Annotated in this window: 16 protein-coding genes; 5 read left to right on the forward strand and 11 right to left on the reverse strand. The window is 39.1% G+C overall.

The features are described from left to right. Nucleotides 1–13: 13 nt before the first annotated feature. The 3 genes from OOA_RS11975 to OOA_RS11985 are packed head-to-tail and all read right to left on the reverse strand — an operon-like array spanning nucleotide 14 to nucleotide 2,684. Nucleotides 14–781 carry an ABC transporter ATP-binding protein gene (locus tag OOA_RS11975; RefSeq protein ID WP_008912411.1) on the reverse strand — a complete coding sequence of 256 codons (768 nt, stop codon included), beginning with the start codon at nucleotides 779–781 and terminating at the stop codon, nucleotides 14–16. Further along, nucleotides 778–1,611: an ABC transporter permease gene (locus tag OOA_RS11980; protein ID WP_008912412.1), complete on the reverse strand. Its 834-nt coding sequence runs from the start codon at nucleotides 1,609–1,611 to the stop codon at nucleotides 778–780. The genes OOA_RS11975 and OOA_RS11980 overlap by 4 nt, the downstream gene beginning before the upstream one ends. Continuing rightward, nucleotides 1,608–2,684: an ABC transporter substrate-binding protein gene (locus OOA_RS11985; protein WP_008912413.1), complete on the reverse strand. Its 1,077-nt coding sequence runs from the start codon at nucleotides 2,682–2,684 to the stop codon at nucleotides 1,608–1,610. Before OOA_RS11985 ends, OOA_RS11980 begins: the two co-directional genes overlap by 4 nt. A 453-nt stretch (nucleotides 2,685–3,137) precedes the next feature. On the opposite strand from OOA_RS11985, the gene OOA_RS11990 reads away from it, so the two are divergent. Next, nucleotides 3,138–3,722, forward strand: a complete 585-nt coding sequence (locus OOA_RS11990) for a TetR/AcrR family transcriptional regulator (protein WP_008912414.1) — start codon at nucleotides 3,138–3,140, stop codon at nucleotides 3,720–3,722. 109 nt (nucleotides 3,723–3,831) lie between these two features. On the opposite strand, the gene ugpQ is transcribed toward OOA_RS11990, so the two are convergent. From ugpQ to ugpB, 5 genes are all read right to left on the reverse strand, one after another. After that, a complete protein-coding gene (ugpQ, locus tag OOA_RS11995) occupies nucleotides 3,832–4,572 on the reverse strand; it encodes a glycerophosphodiester phosphodiesterase (protein ID WP_008912415.1) in 741 nt (246 codons plus the stop codon). Beyond that, nucleotides 4,569–5,639, reverse strand: a complete 1,071-nt coding sequence (locus tag OOA_RS12000) for a sn-glycerol-3-phosphate import ATP-binding protein UgpC (protein WP_008912416.1) — start codon at nucleotides 5,637–5,639, stop codon at nucleotides 4,569–4,571. The genes ugpQ and OOA_RS12000 overlap by 4 nt, the downstream gene beginning before the upstream one ends. Before the next feature lie 3 nt (nucleotides 5,640–5,642). After that, nucleotides 5,643–6,488, reverse strand: a complete 846-nt coding sequence (ugpE, locus tag OOA_RS12005; protein ID WP_008912417.1) for a sn-glycerol-3-phosphate ABC transporter permease UgpE — start codon at nucleotides 6,486–6,488, stop codon at nucleotides 5,643–5,645. Further along, on the reverse strand, nucleotides 6,485–7,372 hold the full coding sequence (ugpA, locus tag OOA_RS12010; RefSeq protein ID WP_008912418.1) for a sn-glycerol-3-phosphate ABC transporter permease UgpA: 888 nt from the start codon (nucleotides 7,370–7,372) through the stop codon (nucleotides 6,485–6,487). The genes ugpE and ugpA overlap by 4 nt, the downstream gene beginning before the upstream one ends. A 108-nt stretch (nucleotides 7,373–7,480) precedes the next feature. Continuing rightward, nucleotides 7,481–8,794, reverse strand: coding sequence for a sn-glycerol-3-phosphate ABC transporter substrate-binding protein UgpB (gene ugpB, locus OOA_RS12015; protein WP_008912419.1), 1,314 nt, complete (start codon nucleotides 8,792–8,794; stop codon nucleotides 7,481–7,483). A gap of 618 nt (nucleotides 8,795–9,412) precedes the next feature. Here ugpB and OOA_RS20895 point away from each other — a divergent pair. Genes OOA_RS20895 through OOA_RS12030 form a run of 4 tightly spaced genes read left to right on the forward strand, consistent with a single transcriptional unit; the run spans nucleotide 9,413 to nucleotide 13,944 of the window. Then, nucleotides 9,413–9,571, forward strand: a complete 159-nt coding sequence (locus OOA_RS20895) for a hypothetical protein (protein WP_236611243.1) — start codon at nucleotides 9,413–9,415, stop codon at nucleotides 9,569–9,571. 35 nt (nucleotides 9,572–9,606) lie between these two features. After that, the gene (gene mdtN, locus OOA_RS12020; RefSeq protein ID WP_040691548.1) at nucleotides 9,607–10,614 is read left to right on the forward strand and encodes a multidrug transporter subunit MdtN; all 1,008 of its coding nucleotides are present in this window, start codon (nucleotides 9,607–9,609) and stop codon (nucleotides 10,612–10,614) included. After that, on the forward strand, nucleotides 10,601–12,469 hold the full coding sequence (locus tag OOA_RS12025) for an FUSC family protein (protein WP_008912421.1): 1,869 nt from the start codon (nucleotides 10,601–10,603) through the stop codon (nucleotides 12,467–12,469). The genes mdtN and OOA_RS12025 overlap by 14 nt, the downstream gene beginning before the upstream one ends. A gap of 5 nt (nucleotides 12,470–12,474) precedes the next feature. Continuing rightward, a complete protein-coding gene (locus OOA_RS12030) occupies nucleotides 12,475–13,944 on the forward strand; it encodes a TolC family protein (RefSeq protein WP_040691552.1) in 1,470 nt (489 codons plus the stop codon). A gap of 50 nt (nucleotides 13,945–13,994) precedes the next feature. On the opposite strand, the gene OOA_RS12035 is transcribed toward OOA_RS12030, so the two are convergent. From OOA_RS12035 to codB, 3 genes are all read right to left on the reverse strand, one after another. Continuing rightward, nucleotides 13,995–15,014 (reverse strand): linear amide C-N hydrolase, encoded by a 1,020-nt coding sequence (locus OOA_RS12035; protein ID WP_008912423.1) that lies wholly within the window; start codon nucleotides 15,012–15,014, stop codon nucleotides 13,995–13,997. 427 nt (nucleotides 15,015–15,441) lie between these two features. Next, on the reverse strand, nucleotides 15,442–16,743 hold the full coding sequence (locus OOA_RS12040; RefSeq protein WP_008912424.1) for a cytosine deaminase: 1,302 nt from the start codon (nucleotides 16,741–16,743) through the stop codon (nucleotides 15,442–15,444). Continuing rightward, a complete protein-coding gene (codB, locus tag OOA_RS12045) occupies nucleotides 16,736–17,983 on the reverse strand; it encodes a cytosine permease (RefSeq protein WP_008912425.1) in 1,248 nt (415 codons plus the stop codon). The genes OOA_RS12040 and codB overlap by 8 nt, the downstream gene beginning before the upstream one ends. Nucleotides 17,984–18,618 lie beyond the last annotated feature (635 nt).

Genomic DNA, 18,618 nt, shown 5'->3' on the forward strand with positions numbered 1-18,618 from the left:
AATTTATATTTACTTAAAAATGTTCAGCAATTCGAGTTTCATTTGTTAGAAATGCATCTAAGTAATCTTGTAATTCTATTATTTCGTCACTACGTAACTGGCGAGGTCTTGGTATTTTAATTTCAAGCGTCTCGGCTATATGGCTATAAGGATTACTAGCCATTAATACGATATAATCTGCAAGTAATAATGCTTCTTGAAGATCATGCGTGACCATAACGACAGTTGCGCCACTTTGTTTCCAAGTATTCAGTAGCTGTTCTTGCATCAACCGTCGTGTTTGCGCATCAAGCGCAGAGAATGGTTCATCTAACAGCAGTAATCGTGGAGAAATAGCCAATGTTCTTGCGAGGGCTACTCGCTGACACATTCCGCCAGAAAGTGCTGTTGGTAAATGATCTGCAAATTCAGCAAGACCAAAGTCGTTGAGTAATTTTAACGATATTTCGTTAGCTTCTTTTTTTGTATTCCCTCTATTTTGAAGCGCAAAATTAATATTTTCCTTTGCTGTCATCCAAGGAAATAAATTATTTTGTTGAAATAATAATGCGCTATCAGGTGGCATTCCTGCTAAAGGTTGTTCATCATAAAATAATTGCCCATTACTCGGCGTTTGTAGCCCCATTGCCAAATTGAGTAATGTTGTTTTACCGCAACCACTTCGACCTAACAAAATAGTAAATTGCCCAGCTTTAATTTCTAAATCACCAATTTCAACATGAACTCCACCCGAAAAATGTTTACTCACATTTTCAAATTGCAACTTAGCGCCATAATTCATATTCCCCACCTTGCCAAACTATGGCCGAGTATGAGTAATAAGCGGTCTATAATGAAACCCACAAATCCAATAGTTAAAATACCGACCATTACTAATGGCATATTGAACATTTGTTGAGCCATGATGATCATATAACCTAAGCCCGAATTAATACCGGCCATTTCACCAGCTAATACTGCCATCCATGCACCAAAAAAAGCCATTCGTAAACTAGTTAATGTACTCATTGCGATAGCGGGTAAACGCACGCGATACCACATTTTCCAACGGCCACAGCCAAGGTTTTTTGCAATGTTTATATATTGAGAATTAATGCCATCAATTGCCGCCATAAAAGAGAGCGTCATGGTGGTAACAACGGCAATGAATACAATAAATATTGCGGCTTGCCCGCCAATACCGATAACCGCAATCGTAAACGGTATCCAAGCCACGGGGGATATTGGCGCTAGCGTTTGAACTAATGGAAATATAAGCCGGCGGCAAAATCGTAGTTCTATCATTGAAATTGATAGAACTAATGCAACAGCAGAACCACAAAACAGTCCACCTGAAACCCTCATTAGTGTGACCATCAACGACTCAATTAAACTAGTGTGTTGTTGACCAAATCCAATTGCTGCATTACCTGAAAATGCATAAGGAATTGTCACACTCGGTGGTGGAAGAATTTGACCATTCAACCAACCGAGATAGACAAATAATTCCCAAAATGTAATTAATAATCCCCACGCGACTAAAAACCAAATTGCGTTATTTAATTTACGTAAATAAAAAGTGAGGCTATTCGTCCTTTTTGGGGATGACTGTTTTGTGATAATTAAACTCATACATTGCTCTGTAATGACGGTTGATGACGTAAATCAAGCACTTCATCAATTGGATCTTCAGTAAAATAGCCAAGCTCAACTAGATATTTAGAACCTTTTTTAAGTCCACTAACACCTTCTGGTGTAATGACAGGATGCGGAACTTGTCGAGCGAGTGCGCCATGTAAAATGTGCTCAGGAACACCATAGATGGGAACAAGTTCTTTTACCGCTTCTGAATAATTTGCCGTCATATTAGCGGCTGAAGATTGAAGTAATGCTAAATAGAGCTTGAGTAATGGTGCTTGTGTTTCACTCGTTTCGGCTTTTGTGGTGATAACACAATCAGCTGCTTCTGGTCCCCATACAGCAGTTGAATCGCTGATATAATGAGCACCTGAATTTTTAACCACATTTTCAGCGTAGGGCTGGGCGAGCGTACAAACATCTAAATTGCTATTAGCAATAGCTTCACCCATACCCGCCATTCCGTTGAAGAATGTCATTTTGTAGTCATCATAAGATTTGCCATGATTAGCCATTGAACCATAACCAACTAATTCCAAAGTATCTAGGCGTAGGGTGCCGACACGTAAGCCACTGTTAGCCGCTGAAATAAATTCATCTAGATTGGCGACCGATCCCTTACGTGCAACCAACTCAATTCCACCTTTTCCGGAGCCACCGATGATGCGGATATTGCGCGTTCCCTTAGCAAAAGCAGCAGCCGTCATCGTCCACGGTGCATGCATGATATCTAAGCGATTAGCTAGTAGGCTCTGTAGTGCATCCGCTGGGCTATTAAACTGGGTAACTTCAACTTGAATACCTGCCGCAGCAAAATCACCACGGACTTTGGCTAATAATAAATGTGCTACACAACCTGCTGGCATATGCCCAATACGTAATAATGGTCCACCGGTTGCCGCTTCTGCTTTGCTAGCGCTGGCGAGTAAGGCTGAGCCCGCAGCTGAGACTGCTAATAATCCGCAACCACACGCACATAAAAATTGACGTCTAGAGGTATTAACATTCTTTTGTAACGATTTCTCTAAAATTGAATTTGAAGCAAATCTATTAAATAAATTTTTCATAGTTAAACCTTTAGGGTTGGAGTGAGAACAATCGTTCTCGCGATTAAATAGAATATGAATAATTTTTTATAGTAGAGGAATGATTTTTTTACTCTTATTTATAACCAAACAGAATTAGAGAGGAATGAAATAAAAGTTCAATAAGAGTAGTGATTTAAATTAAATGAAACTAATTTCAAATAATATCTTTTCGGGAAGAGTTAATATAATTGAGTTATCTATTTAAATAGTTGGTAAGTAATGAAAGTTTTAGAAAGGAAGAAATGTTACTATTCAAAATCACTTATATTCAGTTATAGATAAAAATAATTAAAAAGTTATATCACTTTTTAATGTTTTAAGTTTGATAATTGAAATGAGCTAAATAATTTATCTTATTAAGAGTTATCAACGTAGCTATAATTTGCAGTATGATGGATAAATACAATTAAAACTCCGTAGGAAAAAATTGAAGTGACAGACCTGAAACCCTCTCCAGCGAGCCAACGTTTGTTAGATACCGCCTGTGAATTGTTTTGCCGTGAAGGCATTCATGCAACGGGCGTTGCGCATTTACTGGCTAAATCGAAAGTGTCTCGTCGCACCTTGTATGAGTTCTATGGTTCAAAGGATAACTTACTGCGAGCCGTGTTCAAGCGCGAGGCGGAAATGTGGTTTTCATGGTTTAACACGGATTTACCCACCTATCATTCATCACCTAAAAAACAACTCCTTTATCTATTTCAATTACTGCAAGCTTGGTTTGGTAGTGGTCGATTTTATGGCTGTTTATTCACTAATGCGGTTGCTGAATCTGACAAATCTTCAAGTTGGATAAAGGAAATAGCACAAAATCATTTCAATAAAGTGCAGTCTCATGTAGAAGCAATTACTCAAGCGGCTGGATTTGATGATCCGGAAGAAAAAGCGCAGCAAATTTGTTTATTGATTGATGGGGCGATTACGACGGCGATGGTTTCAGAAAGTGATAAGGGTGCTTTAATCGCACAATCAATTTTAAAAAAAATATTACCAGATGACTTGGATGATAGTGAATAAACGTTGTATCAGTATTGGTCTCGATTATTACTCATGATGATGAGTTGATAATCAAATAAAAAAAGGGATGCAACTTATTGGCATCCCCATATAGAGCATTAAGCTAACATCAGTTTGGAAAATTTGGGCCTATCAGATCTATGCTATCAGTACAGATGGCATCAACTCCCCACTGTAGCAGTCGTGTGGCACGGGCAGGATCATTGACGGTGTAAACCAGAATATGTAAACCCGCATCTTTCAACATTTTTACTCGATGTTCATCCAATAATTGGTGATTTAAATGAATTGAAACACAATCCAAACGTGTGGTTAATTCACGCCAGTCATCACGCCATTCATCGAGTAACAGGCCTCTTGGTAACTCAGGTGTGGCTTGTTGCACTGCTTCCAATGCTTCGATATCAAAAGATGAAAGTAACGGGGCGGTTTGATTCTGCCACAACTCGCGTGCAGCCAGAGCAACAACTTTACCCGTCTCTTTTTCTAAACCCGTGGTTGGTTTTATTTCAATATTCGCCATCATGCCATGTTGTTTACAACGCTCAGCAACTTGGGAAAGTAGCGGCAATGGCTCGCCAGTAAACGTTGAGCTATACCAACTCCCTGCATCTATTTTTAGCAGCTGATCCCAATTAAGTTCGCCAGCAATACCGAAGCTATCACTGGTACGATCGAGGGTATCGTCATGAAGTAAAAATATCTGTTTATCGAGTGAGAGTTTCGCATCAAACTCGATCATCTGGTGACCAAAGCTCGCGCCGATGTCTATTGCAGCAAGGGTGTTTTCGGGGGCTAATTTGCCACCACCGCGATGTGCGACAATTTTTGGATAAGGCCAATGACTCATAAACGTTGTCCATTTTCATTATCAAAGAAGTGCAAATGCGCTTCTGGGAGATGAACCCATAAAGTAGTGCCCGGTTGTGGACGCTCTTGATGACCAAGACGTAATACTACTTTCTGATTTGCCCAACGTCCATGAACTAAATTGTCTGCACCTAGCATTTCTAGCATTTCGACTATTAATGGAATACCTTCCGCTCTCTGTCGATTTAAAACCAAATGTTCAGGGCGAATGCCGAGTGTCAACGCACGTCCGGATCGCGCAATATTTTGTCTCTCCAAAGGTAAAGCTACGCCACCATCTAGTTCAAAACGTGAGCCATCTGCGCTTATTTTACCCTCAAGAAGATTCATTGCAGGCGAACCCATAAAGCTGGCTACAAATCGGCTAGCAGGGCGTTCATAAACGTCAACTGGTGTGCCTATTTGCTCCACAATCCCTTTATTCATCACCATGACTCGCTGGGCTAAGGTCATAGCTTCAACTTGATCATGCGTGACATACAAGCTAGTCGTATTGAGGCGGCGATGCAGCTGCTGTAGCTCAAGGCGCATCTGAACTCGTAGCTTTGCATCAAGGTTAGAGAGTGGTTCATCAAACAGAAATACTGCCGGATCACGGACTATGGCACGTCCCATCGCGACTCTCTGGCGCTGCCCACCGGAAAGCTCTCGTGGGCGACGTTTGAGTAACTCATCTAATTCTAGAATACGGGCAGCTTCAAGGACTTTTTGCCGAATATGTTCTTTACCTAAACCGCGGATCTTTAAACCCCAAGCCATGTTTTCTTCTATTGTCATGTGCGGGTAGAGTGCGTAGTTTTGAAACACCATTGCAATGCCTCGCTCTTTAGGCTCCATGTCGGTTACGCGTTGGCGATTAATCCAAATATCGCCACTAGTGACACGTTCAAGACCTGCAACCATCCGAAGCAATGTTGATTTACCGCAACCTGATGGTCCGACCATCACGATAAATTCACCGTCCGCAACATCAACAGTTAGTGGTTTAATGACTTGGGTTTTGCCATCCCAGCTTTTGCTGACGGCTTGTAACTTTAATTCTGCCATGGGTTATTTCTCACTATCAACCAAACCACGCACAAAGGCGCGTTGCATTACTAAAACAATAATTACTGGAGGAATTAATGTGAGCAACATTGCCGCCATCACCTGATTCCATTGAGTCGTGCCTTCGCCTGAGGCGATCATGCCTTTAATACCCGCGACAGCAGTACCAAGTTCAGCATCAGTAATGATCAATATTGGCCAAAGATATTGATTCCACCCGTAAATAAAGGTGATAACAAACAGTGCCGCTAAATTTGTTTTCGACAAGGGCAAGACAATATCGAAGAAAAAACGCATTGGTGATGCACCATCGATACGCGCAGCTTCGATCAATTCATCCGGTAACGTCATAAAAAACTGGCGAAACAGAAACGTTGCAGTTGCCGATGCCATCAAAGGAAGTGTTAATCCTGAATAGCTATCGAACATGTTGAGATTAGAAATTACCTCGATGGTTGGAAAAATGCGTACTTCAACAGGTAACATCAACGTGATGAAAATCATCCAGAAAAACAGCGTACGACAAGGAAAGCGGAACCAAACAATGGCAAAGGCTGATAGCATTGAAACCGTTATTTTGCCTATTGTAATCACTAATGCCATAACGGTACTGTTAAACAGCATTAGCCCAAACGGAGCGCTATTTGCCGAAACACCATTTTTCCAAATATAACTCATGTTTTCCCATAAATGGCGATCAGGAATTAAGGTAATTGGCGTTTCGAATACAGCTTGGTTGTCCAATGTTGCGGCGACAAAGGCGACATATAATGGAAACAATACGGCAAGTGTGCCAAGAATTAGTATTGTGTGGCTGAAAATAGTCAGCCCGCGACGATTCTCAATCATTGGTAGCGCACCTTACGTTCGATAAAACGAAATTGAACAATTGTTAAGATAATCACCAAAAACATCAGAATGACAGATTGTGCAGCTGAGGCAGAAAGGTCTAATCCAGAAAAACCTTCGCGATAGATTTTATAAATTAGCGTGGTGGTTGCTTGCATTGGTCCGCCGCCAGTCGCTGCATCGATAACCGGAAACGTATCGAAAAAGGCATACACCAGATTCACTACTAACAAAAAGAAGCTCACTGGTGCAATAAGCGGGAGAGAAATGCGGAAAAATCGACGTATTGGCCCTGCACCATCAATGGCAGCGGCTTCAACGAGTGAACGAGGTATTGATTGAAGCGCAGCAAAGAAAAATAGAAAGTTGTAGCTGATTTGCTTCCATACTGACGCTAATACTACGAGAAACATAGCTTGGCCGCTATTTTGTGCGTGGTTCCAGTGATAACCCACCTGCTCAAGCGCATGCGTAATAAGGCCACGCCCGGGACTAAACAAGAACATCCACAGCACCGCAGCAATGGCTGGTGCGACAGCGTATGGCAGTAGCATTAATGTTTGATAGAAACGGCTACCTCGAATGACATAATCCACTAATGCAGCAAAGAGCAGTGATACCAATAAACCACTACCAGCAACTAATCCGCTGAAAATCATTGTGGTGTAGAAAGAGTCGAGATAATAACTATCATGGAATAGTTGAATGAAGTTATCGAAACCGACAAATTCGCTGGAAAAACCAAATGGGTCAATATTCTGCAAAGAGTACCAAAGTGCTTCAGCAGCTGGCCAAATAAAAAAGACCACCGTGATAATCAACTGTGGCAAAACGAGTGCATAAGGCAACCAACGGGAGCGGAACACAGGACGAGATGATGACATATAATGGCTCAACTTGTTTTGAATCAGGTGATGCTTTGTTCTTCAACCCAAAAATCTCGAATCATCCCTCTTCTTTAAAAAGAGGGATGAGGTAAAGATGATTACGAATTACTGGGTCGACTTTTCGAAGCGGCGTAATAATTGATTACCACGCTCAACTGATGAATCTAAAGCTTGTTGCGGTGTTTTTTTACCGATCCACACGGCCTCTAATTCTTCATCAACAACAGTACGAATTTGTGGCATGTTCCCTAAGCGTAAGCCTTTGGTATATGGCAATGGTGGTTTATTCAACATTTGGCGTGTTGCAGTATCAGCACCTGGGTTTTTATCGTAGTAGCCTGATTGGCGAGTTAAATCATAAGCGGCAGTCGTAATCGGTAAATAACCAGTTTTTTGATGCCATTCAGCTGCATTTTCAGGTGTGGCTAAAAATTGCATAAACTCAGCGACACCTTTATAGGTTTCTGGGTCTTTACCGCCCATAACCCATAAACTAGCACCACCAATAATGGCATTTTGTGGTGCGCCTTTAACATCGCCATCATATGGCATCATGCCCACACCAAAATCAAATTTTGCATGTTTACGAATATTCGCTAATGAACCAGAAGATGCGGTGATAATAGCGCAATCGCCATTGTAGAATTTTTCAGTAGATTCATCTTTACGGCCTAAGTAACTGAAATCACCTTTCTTATTCATATCTTGAAGTAATGCGATATGTTTTACTTGTTCCGGTTTATTAAATTCGAGCACTGCATCCGTTCCATCGAAGCCATTATTTTTAGAGGCGATTGGCAACCCATTCCATGCACTGAAGTTTTCAATTTGAATCCAGCCCTGCCAGCCGCTTGCATAGCCACATTTCATACCTGATTCGCGTAATTTAGCACTGTAATCAGCGAGATCTTGCCATGTTTTCGGTGCTTGTTCGGGATCTAATCCTGCTTTTTTGAAGGCTTCTTTATTGTAATAAAGTACAGGCGTAGAACTATTAAAAGGTTGAGAAATTAAATGACCCGTTTTTGCATCACTGTAATAGCCAGAAATAGTGGGTACGAATTGGGATTCATCAAATTCGATGCCTGATTCTTGAAACACTTCATAAATTGGTTTAATCGCTTTTGAAGCCATCATTGTTGCAGTACCAACTTCATACACTTGCAATATTGCAGGCGCATTTCCAGAACGGAATGCGGCAATACCCGCAGCAAGATTTTGGTCATAGCTACCTTTATAAGTCGGCACAATTTTATAATCAGGATGTGTTTTATTGAAACGAGAGGCTAGGGAGTTAACTTCCTCACCGAGTTCTCCTTCCATTGAATGCCAGAAGGGAATTGTGGTAACGGCTATCGCTTGACTGGCAAAAGCCAAACTCAGCGTGAACGCTAAAGTTGAGTGTCGTAACAATGTCATTTAAGTTTCTCTCTTTTGTGCCGTGTGTGCTAAATCGCAAATAATATGTTCGTTAAATCACGGTACCATGAGCGAATGACAGAAATATTGCTGAGATGTGACAGAATAATGACGGTGAAATGAATGCAATGTCTCAGAGATAGTAATGTTTTGTATCGAATGAGACGGTAAAATAGGCTGTGAATTTAAGTTGATTATGATACTTTTATTAAATTATTGAAGTTATGTCTCTATTTAATGTTGCATAATACATATTATCAATATAGCGTTGTGCTAAGTGTTCGACTTGTATTGTTATTATATCTTTAAATGACGATTAACTATTCTTTAAATGATATCCAGATTATCTTTTGGTTTTAATTAATTGCTTTTAAATCGCTGAATAATTGTTAGATATATATGAAGTATGACGAGTATAATTAGTAAAAACGCGTTATAGTATTCACAGTAAATAAATTTTTAATTCATAAAATGATGACTAAAATTATCTTGAACCTAAACTTAATTCGAAAATACCGTCTCATAATTAGCCTAAGTATAGTGACTTTTATGTTGACGGGATGCTCACAAGTCCACTCACCATTGTTTCCAATGCTGGGCGCTTATTTTCCTTATTGGATGCTATGTGTCCTTATTGGGCTCGTTGGTACTCTACTTGTGCGCGTATTGCTTATTTACTTGGATATTGATGATAAATTGCCATTACCCTTAGTATTTTACTTTTGTGTTTTATTATCAATTACCTTAATAGTTTCCTTACTTTATTTTTCTTATTAAATGATGAATGCAAAAATCAAAAAAAAGTAGCCGTTATAATCACATGCGTTGTGTTCGTTATTTTGTTGCTTCTATTGTGGAAAAAGCTTGAATCAACAACGCTTAATCCGTTAAGTGAAGACGCAGTGATTGACGCCAACAAAATTAATATCTCTTCTATTGTGCCGGGGCGAATTATCTCTTTTCATGTCAAAGAGAACGCTAAAGTCAATAAAGGGGATTTACTCTTCACTATTGACCCGACCATGTATGCACTTAGAGTGAATCAAGCAAAAGCAGAGCTACTCATTGCAGAGGCAGGATTAAAAGATAAGAAGAGAGTCATTGTTGCTGAGACATCTAATTCTGAAATTGCCGAAGAGCAAATTAGTCGAGCGCGCGTTAACTTGGCTTTAGCTACGCAATCCCTTAATCGATTAGAGCCTTTGTTAGCTAAAGGGTTTGTGACCGCACAACAAGTCGATGATGCAAGAACATTGAAGCGTGATGCCGAAGTTAGCCTTAAACAAGCGTTAAAACAAAATGTTGCCTCTGAAGCGTTAATTAATAATACCGATTCTACAGAAGCGCTTGTTGAATCATTAAAAATCTCGCTTGCAATGGCTGAGTGGGAATTAGGTAATACTGAAATTAGAGCGCCGAGTAATGGCTATATTGTTGGGTTGACTGTGTCACCGGGTGAATTTGTACTTTCTGGGCAATCTGTCTTTACGTTAATTGATACCGATTCATGGTATGCCTCCGCTTATTTTAAAGAAACAAGCTTGAGCAATATTAAAATAGGAAGTTGTGTTGTTGTTTATTCAATGATTGATAATAAGCAGCCTCTGAAAGGTAAGGTTCAAGGGATTGGTTGGGGGGTGATGTCGACGGATTTATTGAATATACCGAGAGATTTGCCTTATGTGCCTAAGGCATTAAATTGGGTTCATGTTGAGCAACGTTTCCCTGTGAGAGTCATTATTGATAGCCCACCAGAATATTTAATGAGAGTTGGCGCAACAGCAACGGTTAATATTGTGTCTAAAGATGATGACTGCTAAAGCTTCCCTGGTTATTAAACAAATACAGCAAGACTTGTTGCCATTCAAATTCCGAATGGCGACAACATGGCGAATTGCATTGCTCTGCGCATTAATGGCAGGAATTGCGATGTTATATGAAATTCCAGAGTCTGCGATAAGTTGTTACCTGATTATTTATCTGGTTAAAACGAATGCCGTTGAAAATATCTTAATATCAGTTGGTGTGATTATTTTATGTTCTTTGGCGGTTTTTATTGTTTTTGTGCTTTTTAATCTGACGATTCAAAATGTCGTATTAAGATTTTTTTTAATGGCGTTATTTTCTGGCTTATTTATGTATTTATCTTCAGCCAGTAGTCTTGGTGATGTTGGTAACTTAGTTGCCCTCGTTATCGCCTTCTTAATGACATTAATTGATGATGTGCCGCTTGCTGATGTGGCAACTAGAGGCCTGCTATATGCGTTATTAATGGCAGTATCACCGATGCTATTAGTGATTATCTTTAATTATTTTTTTGGCATTAGCCCTAAAAAATTATTAATGAATAAATTGTCTGAGCGGTTGATGACGGCCAATCAATTTTTTTTAGGGAAAAAAGTCAGTCAACTTGAGATAAGTGAAGTACTGAGTACACAAACAGAATGTAAACGCTATCTGATGATGATGAAGCTACTTTACCTCAGAGGAAAGCAGGAAATTCTGATGCTTGAAAATATGGTTGATAATTCGTATGAAGTATTGATCATGTCACTGACTCTTCCAGAAGATACTCCTACCTCAGTGCGGCTAGCATTATCTGAAAAATGTAAATGTGTTGCAGAATATTTTTCAAGTAATGATTTGAAAAATATACAAACTTTAGTTGAACATCAACCTGTTAAGTCTGGCTCTAATAAGTTTATCGATGACTTTGAGCAACTATTATTTAAACAAAAGATTATTGTTCCGATAAAGAAAAAGAACCCTTTTTTTGTTGATGATGCCTTTACCAATCCGAATCATAAGTACTTTGCGATTAAAACAACCTGTGCTGCGATTCTATGTTATCTGTTTTATGACTATTTTGAGTGGCAAGGTATCCATACCGCGATGATCACTTGCTATGTCGTGGCATTAACATCAGTTGGTGAAACCGTCCATAAGCTAACATTACGCATTATCGGTTGCTTAATAGGTGCGTTGATCGGGATAATTTCATTGGTTTATATTATTCCGAATCTATCGGATATATTTCAGCTGATGGTGTTAATTTTCTTCTGTATGCTGCCTGCAGCCTGGGTTGCTGTTGGAAATGATCGAATTTCCTATGCTGGTGTACAAGTCGGGCTAGCTTTTTTATTAACGGTATTGCAGGGCTTTAAACCGAGCTTTGAGTTGGATGTTGCCTCTGACCGAATTTTAGGTATTTTGCTTGGTAATATTGTGATGTACATCATATTCACTAAGGTATGGCCAGTCAGCATCATGAATACGATTTATAAACAGCTGAAATCCATTTTAGATAATTTTGCTGACCTCAAGTTTTCATCAAATAAAACAGAAACAGAAGCACTTGATTTGGTTTCATCCATTAATGAAGGGATCACTAAATCAAAAGACGATATTAACTTGCTGATGTTTGAAAAAATGAATCCGGTACAACAGAAAGAACTCATATTATCGTTTAAAAAAATAATGAACGAAATGTCGAGTGATAGCTATCAGGGTTATGCGCAAAAATTTATGCCATTCCCTGTCGCAGGGGGATCATTTATTGATTTAAACAACCTGTCAGAGAATGACTTTAAACAAAATATTTTAAATACCGTATTGGCAACATTACCGGCTCAGGAAAAAGAGTTGGTAATCCGAAAATTAATCAGTGAAAAGTGATGACTATGATGCGATTAAATATGGGTGATAACAAAAAATTCTTATTAGCCCCTTTATTCTGCTTATTTCTGGTTGGTTGTGTCGATACTAGCCGTTCATTTATGCAAAATGCTCAGCAGCCATTGCAGTATGACAATGCAAAATATATGTCTTCGCCGGAAGAGAATCTCTATACCAACGATAAAGAAACTATAAAATCAAATTATGGATTGGCTGATTTAATTGATGTTGCGCAGAACAATAATCCTGAAACGCGTATTGCTTGGGAGCTTGCAAAGAAAGCAGCAACCAATATAGGTATGGTTGAAAGTACTTATCTACCAGTTATTACTGCAACTGCATTGAGTGGGTACCAAAAAGGAAAGATAAACTTACCACGTAATGAGCTAGTGGATAAAGTTGAGGTTTCGAATCGCTTTTTTGTTCCTGCTCTAACATTTCAGTGGTTGCTGTTTGATTTTGGCCAACGAGACGCATTAGCTAAAGCGGCAAAACATGCTTCATTAGCGAGTGATCTTAACTTTAATATCATGCATCAAAAGGTCATTCATGATGTATCTGTAGCGTATTATAGTTATGGAGCAGCACAGAAAAAAAACAAAATTACCCAAGAGTCGCTGGTAAGAAGTCAGGATGTGTTATATGCCGTTGAACAAAAACGTGTTCGAGGTTTAGCGACTGTGCTTGATGTTGCATTAGCAAAACAGCAAGTGGCACAAATGGAGCTTCAAGTTGTATTGGCTAAAAATCATGAAAAAGATCAATACCAATTCTTACTTTCTGCCATTGGTATGTCACCGTTCCAAACAATTAATATTGAATATACTGATGAAGGTGCTCTACCTGATGATAGTGCGCCATTAACGCATGATATGATCAAACAAGCGCTTTCACAGCGACCAGATGTTTTGGCCAATTATGAATTAGCGCAAGCTGCAGTAGATACTTCTCGCTCGGTTGAGTCGACCTATTTTCCAAGAGTCTATTTAGCAGGTGCTGTGGCTGGTGGAAGTAATAGTTTAGGTGTACAAAATTTACCGGATATTAATCAGAGTACATCATCAACTAATATTTTTATTGGCGTTAGTATCCCATTATATGAGGGTGGTATTCGACAAGCACGAATGAAAAATGCGCAGTCAGATATCTTTATTGCTCAAGAAAATTTGAGAAAAAGCCAAGATGTCGCTATTAGAGAAATAACGGTGACAGAAAACGCCTTAAAATCTGCGCTAGAAGCAAATAAAGCAGCGAAGAACTTAATTGATACAACGGAATTAACCTACACGGCCAGCGTTGAATTCTATCGAAATGGATTAGGTACTGTGACGGAAATGAATGCCGCTGAAATTGTCCTGCTTAATGCAAAAATAGCCTATATTGATTCGCATACTGCATCATTGGTTGCTGCGGTTGATTTAGCCTTTGCGTTAGGGGATATTGAAAAGGCATTACCGAATATTGAAGCTTATTGAATCGAATTGTTAGCAAGGAGGTGAGGAATCACCTCCTATTAAATAAATGCTTATGCAGAAATCTCAATTTTTTCGAAAACAGGCTGAGTGGCATCTTTAAATTGCATAAACGAATATTCTTGATAATTAATGTCGCTATAGCTTCGGATATAGACCACTCCGTTGCTTAAATCCGTTAAGCAAGTCCAAACGGTATATTCAGTTTGTCTTTCTGATCCGCTCGCGTTACTTTCACCTAAAGTGTCCACCGAAATATTTTTTGTTCGGTCAAACTGATTCATAATATGCGCAATGGTATAAACAGCTTCTTTTGACGAATTAGTTTTCGGAGCAAAGGTCGTATAAAACGCAGCGCGAATAAAACGCCCAACTGCGGTATCGGATGATGGTAGGCTTGTTGTCGCTATTCCACTATCAGGTTGTACAACATCGATATTTGCAAAGCGAGCTGCTGATATATCGACATTAGAAAGATGGGTATAGTTATTTAAGTTGGTTAAATGCCACGGGAAGTTAGGTCCATTAGTCAAGACACGAGTAGGGTTATCAAATACACGTAATTTTCCCTCTACAGCTTCAACAACAATACTTCCGCCTGTTTTATCATAAAAGGCATAATGGAAGGGTGATGTTAAATTCCCAAAATTTTCTAATAGTGGTGACCAAAAATAACCATTTTCAATAGCTTGCTTAACTTCCTCAACATTGGCAAAACAAGATAATGCCCACCCGCCGATAGCGGTTACCGGAAGTGATTTTTCATAATATTCAGCTTCAATTGGGGTTAGTTCAGAATTATTAAGCATGTTTGCGCTAAATGTAAGTCCTGCGCTGTTAACTGCTTGCAAGATATTATGGTTATCGCCATCAAAATAAATATCAGTGGTAATCGCAAGCATATCAAATTTAGAACTGTAGCTCAGGCCATTGCTACCATCAGGTGCTTGTTTTTGAAAAAAAGTATTTTTAGGATAATAACTTATCCATGAAGGCAAATTTTCTGTTAATTCAAGCGTTCTTCCTTGATAAATATTCTTTTGATTATCTGTTATGGCTAAACTAGTACACATTTTTTAAGCCTCTTGAAGTGATGTAGCGCTGAAATATGGTGATTACTTGTTATTATTACTTGTCGATTATTTTAATAAGAATATGCACACCAATCTATTGATAAATAATACAATAAATTTATTGTAATCACAAAACCAAACGGCTAAAAGTTGTTCTATTTTTTCTCGCTATCTAAAACCCCCATTATTTAGAGAGCAGAATATCCAGTCGAAATTAGATATTTTTTTGAGTTATAAAGAAATAGAGTTATTTAGATAAAATTAATGGGAAAGATAATTTAATTTTAGTCGGTATTAGTTTATACGGCTTTTATTTTGCCATATACGTCCATTTAGCAAATTAACGAACATATTATTTTGGGGTTGATAAAATAACGTATTCAAAAATAAAACAGCTCACCCATAATTAGCGGGTGAGCTGGAAATTCTAACTGTTATCGTTCAGAGGAATATATCCGTAACGGATAGTCTCAGGTTGTTCTAGCTGAATTTGTGTTACTGCAAGTTGCGTATTGGCGATTACTCGGCCATCACGAATTGAATAACGTACAGGGACTTGGCGGCGTACCGCATCAAATCCATTGTCGGCCGGAAGAATAAGCAGACTTGCACGTTTTCCTTCACTTACGCCATAATCCTGTAAATTCAAAGTACGTGCGCTGTATTCACTAATTAATTTTAACCCATCATTAATCTGACCATAGCCCATCAATTGGCAAACATGCAGCCCCATATGCAGGACTTGAAGCATATTGGCTGTGCCTAACGGATACCATGGGTCAAAGACATCATCATGCCCAAAACAGACATTGATATCCGCAGCAAGCATCTCTTTAACGCGAGTTATTCCACGGCGCTTTGGATAGGTATCAAAACGACCTTGTAAGTGAATGTTCACTAACGGATTTGCAACAAAGTTAATTCCCGACATTTTCAATAGACGGAACAGACGAGAGGTATATGCCCCATTATATGAATGCATTGCTGTGGTATGGCTTGCGGTAACACGAGCACCCATGCCTTCGCGGTGAGCGAGTGCAGCCACGGTTTCGACAAAACGTGATTGTTCGTCATCAATTTCATCGCAGTGCACATCAATTAAGCGGTCATATTTTTGTGCAAGAGCAAAGGTTTTATGCAGTGATTCTACGCCATATTCACGGGTAAACTCAAAATGTGGGATCGCACCGACGACATCGGCACCTAATCGCAGTGCTTCTTCTAATAAAGCTTCACCATTTGGATAAGACATGATGCCTTCTTGTGGAAATGCAACAATCTGTAAGTCTATCCAAGGGGACACTTCTTGTTTTACTTCTAGCATCGCTTTGAGTGCTGTCAGCGTTGCATCAGAAACATCAACGTGAGTTCGAACATGTTGAATACCGTTGGCAATTTGCCATTTTAATGTCTTCCAAGCGCGAGTTTTGACATCTTCATGAGTCAGTAATGCTTTACGTTCCGCCCAACGCTCAATGCCTTCAAATAAGGTACCGGACTCATTCCAACTTGGTTGGCCTGCGGTTTGTGTGGTATCCAGATGAATATGTGGTTCGATACAGGGAGCAGTCACAAGACCGCCTTCGCCATCTAAGCTATCCGGCAGAACTTCGCCTACAGGTTGAGGAACGATAGCTTTAATCTTTTGATTTTCAATATCGATACGCCACAAGCCATCACGCTCCGGTAAGCGGATATTTGAAATATGTTTTAAATTCTTATTAAGCACGGCTCATCTCCGAGTCTGTTGCACGACGGCGGTTAAATAATGGATTGAGAATAGCGTAACATACAGCTCCGCCAAGTACGGCATTGATAGGTACAATACCTGGAAGCCAGCTACCTGCAATTACGCCTACTGCGACGGCGAGTATAGCGCTAATGTTTACATCACGCATTTTACTCAAGTCAAACGCCGCATAGCGGTGACGATACATTAAGTAATCAGCAATAATAATTCCGCCAATAGGTGGAATTGCAGCAGATAAAAATGTTAACCAGCCGACAAAATTGTTATAGAGCCAGAGTGCGAATAGTGTACCGACCAGCCCATTTACGACAGATAAAGTTTTACTGGATAGACCGGTAATATTGGCAAATCCTAAACCGGAAGCGTAGAGGGCGTTATCATTTGTTGTCCAAATATTGAGACCCAATACGATAATTGCAGGTAATAAAAGACCTTGTGCAATCATCACATCTGAAATATCAGCCATCCCTAGTGATGCGGCACCCGCTGCTCCAAAGATAAACATTAATGAGTTACCAAGGAAAAAGGCGATAAGTGCCGTCAGTACAGCGATTTTCGGTTTTCGCCCGAAGCGCACAAAGTCCGCAGTCAATGTTCCCGCACTAATAAATGAACCGACCACCATAGCTAATGCGAGATTGAAATCGATAGGCTGGGCCGGAATGACATCTTTTAGAACACTTAAACCACCAACATCAGTCACTGCCATATAAACAGAGTAGCTGCCAAGTATACCAATGGCTGGTACAGCGATAATTGAAAGAATGGTAAGTGCCGATATCCCGAAGAAAACCGTTACTGTCATCAATATTCCAGAAATTCCTATTATCCAATTGATATCTAAACCTGTTGCTTTACTCACGGGAACGGCAAACATAGCAACACCAACCCCAAACCAGCCGACTTGTGTACTGCCAAGTAAAAAAGAAGGGAGCCATGAACCTCGAATGCCGAAGGAGTAACGAGCGAGAAGGTGAGTTGTTAAGCCTGTTTTAGAACCAATATAGCCAAGAAAAGCGGTGTAAATACCAAGAATGAGATTACCGATGAGAACTGCGAGGAAGAAATCGTTAAAGCTAAGACCAGTACCGAGAGTGCCACCGGTCCACATACTTGCGGAAAAGAACGTTAAACCTAACATAACAAATGTTAATGCTAGTCCGCCTTTTCTCGCGGATATGGGGACAGGCCCATGACTATAATTTTTATCGCTGGACACAGCTGACTCCTATTTTGCTTTTCTTAGACAAAAAAATCCGACGCAGTTTATAGCCATCAAAATAAAAAGCAAACGTTTTCGTATACTGTTAAAAATAATTAATCATTGCTGGTTTTTTCATCAGATCTATGTGGTTTTTCTCAGTAAACTTATGTTTAATTATTATATAATCAGGATGTTAATTCTTAATATAAATTATATTCTTAATTTTAAAGATACTATAAATATATTCAAAGAGATGAGGTGGCATTGGAATTAAATGATGTTTTGTAGGAGTTTAAAGATATTATAAAATTAAATTATTGACGTTTCATTGATTACTTCTGATTTTAGATTGATTGTTAGTATTGTTATTTATAATGGTAAATAAAAATTTCAAAACTAATATATTGATGATTTTTTACTAAAGCATTATAAATGGTCAAAAATATTTTTTATTATCATGTTTTTAATGCTCGTTTTAATATAAATCACATAGTAAATTAATGTATAAAGGGAAATAATATCTCACGATATTCTGCAATATGAGCAAGTCATATATAAATTCCAATAGGCACATCTTTATAACTAATTGATTATAAATAATATATATATAGGGTATCAAGCAATTTCATTATTTTTGCCAAATACCCTCT

This window comes from Providencia burhodogranariea DSM 19968 (genome assembly GCF_000314855.2).
GTDB classification, from domain to species: Bacteria; Pseudomonadota; Gammaproteobacteria; order Enterobacterales; family Enterobacteriaceae; genus Providencia; species Providencia burhodogranariea.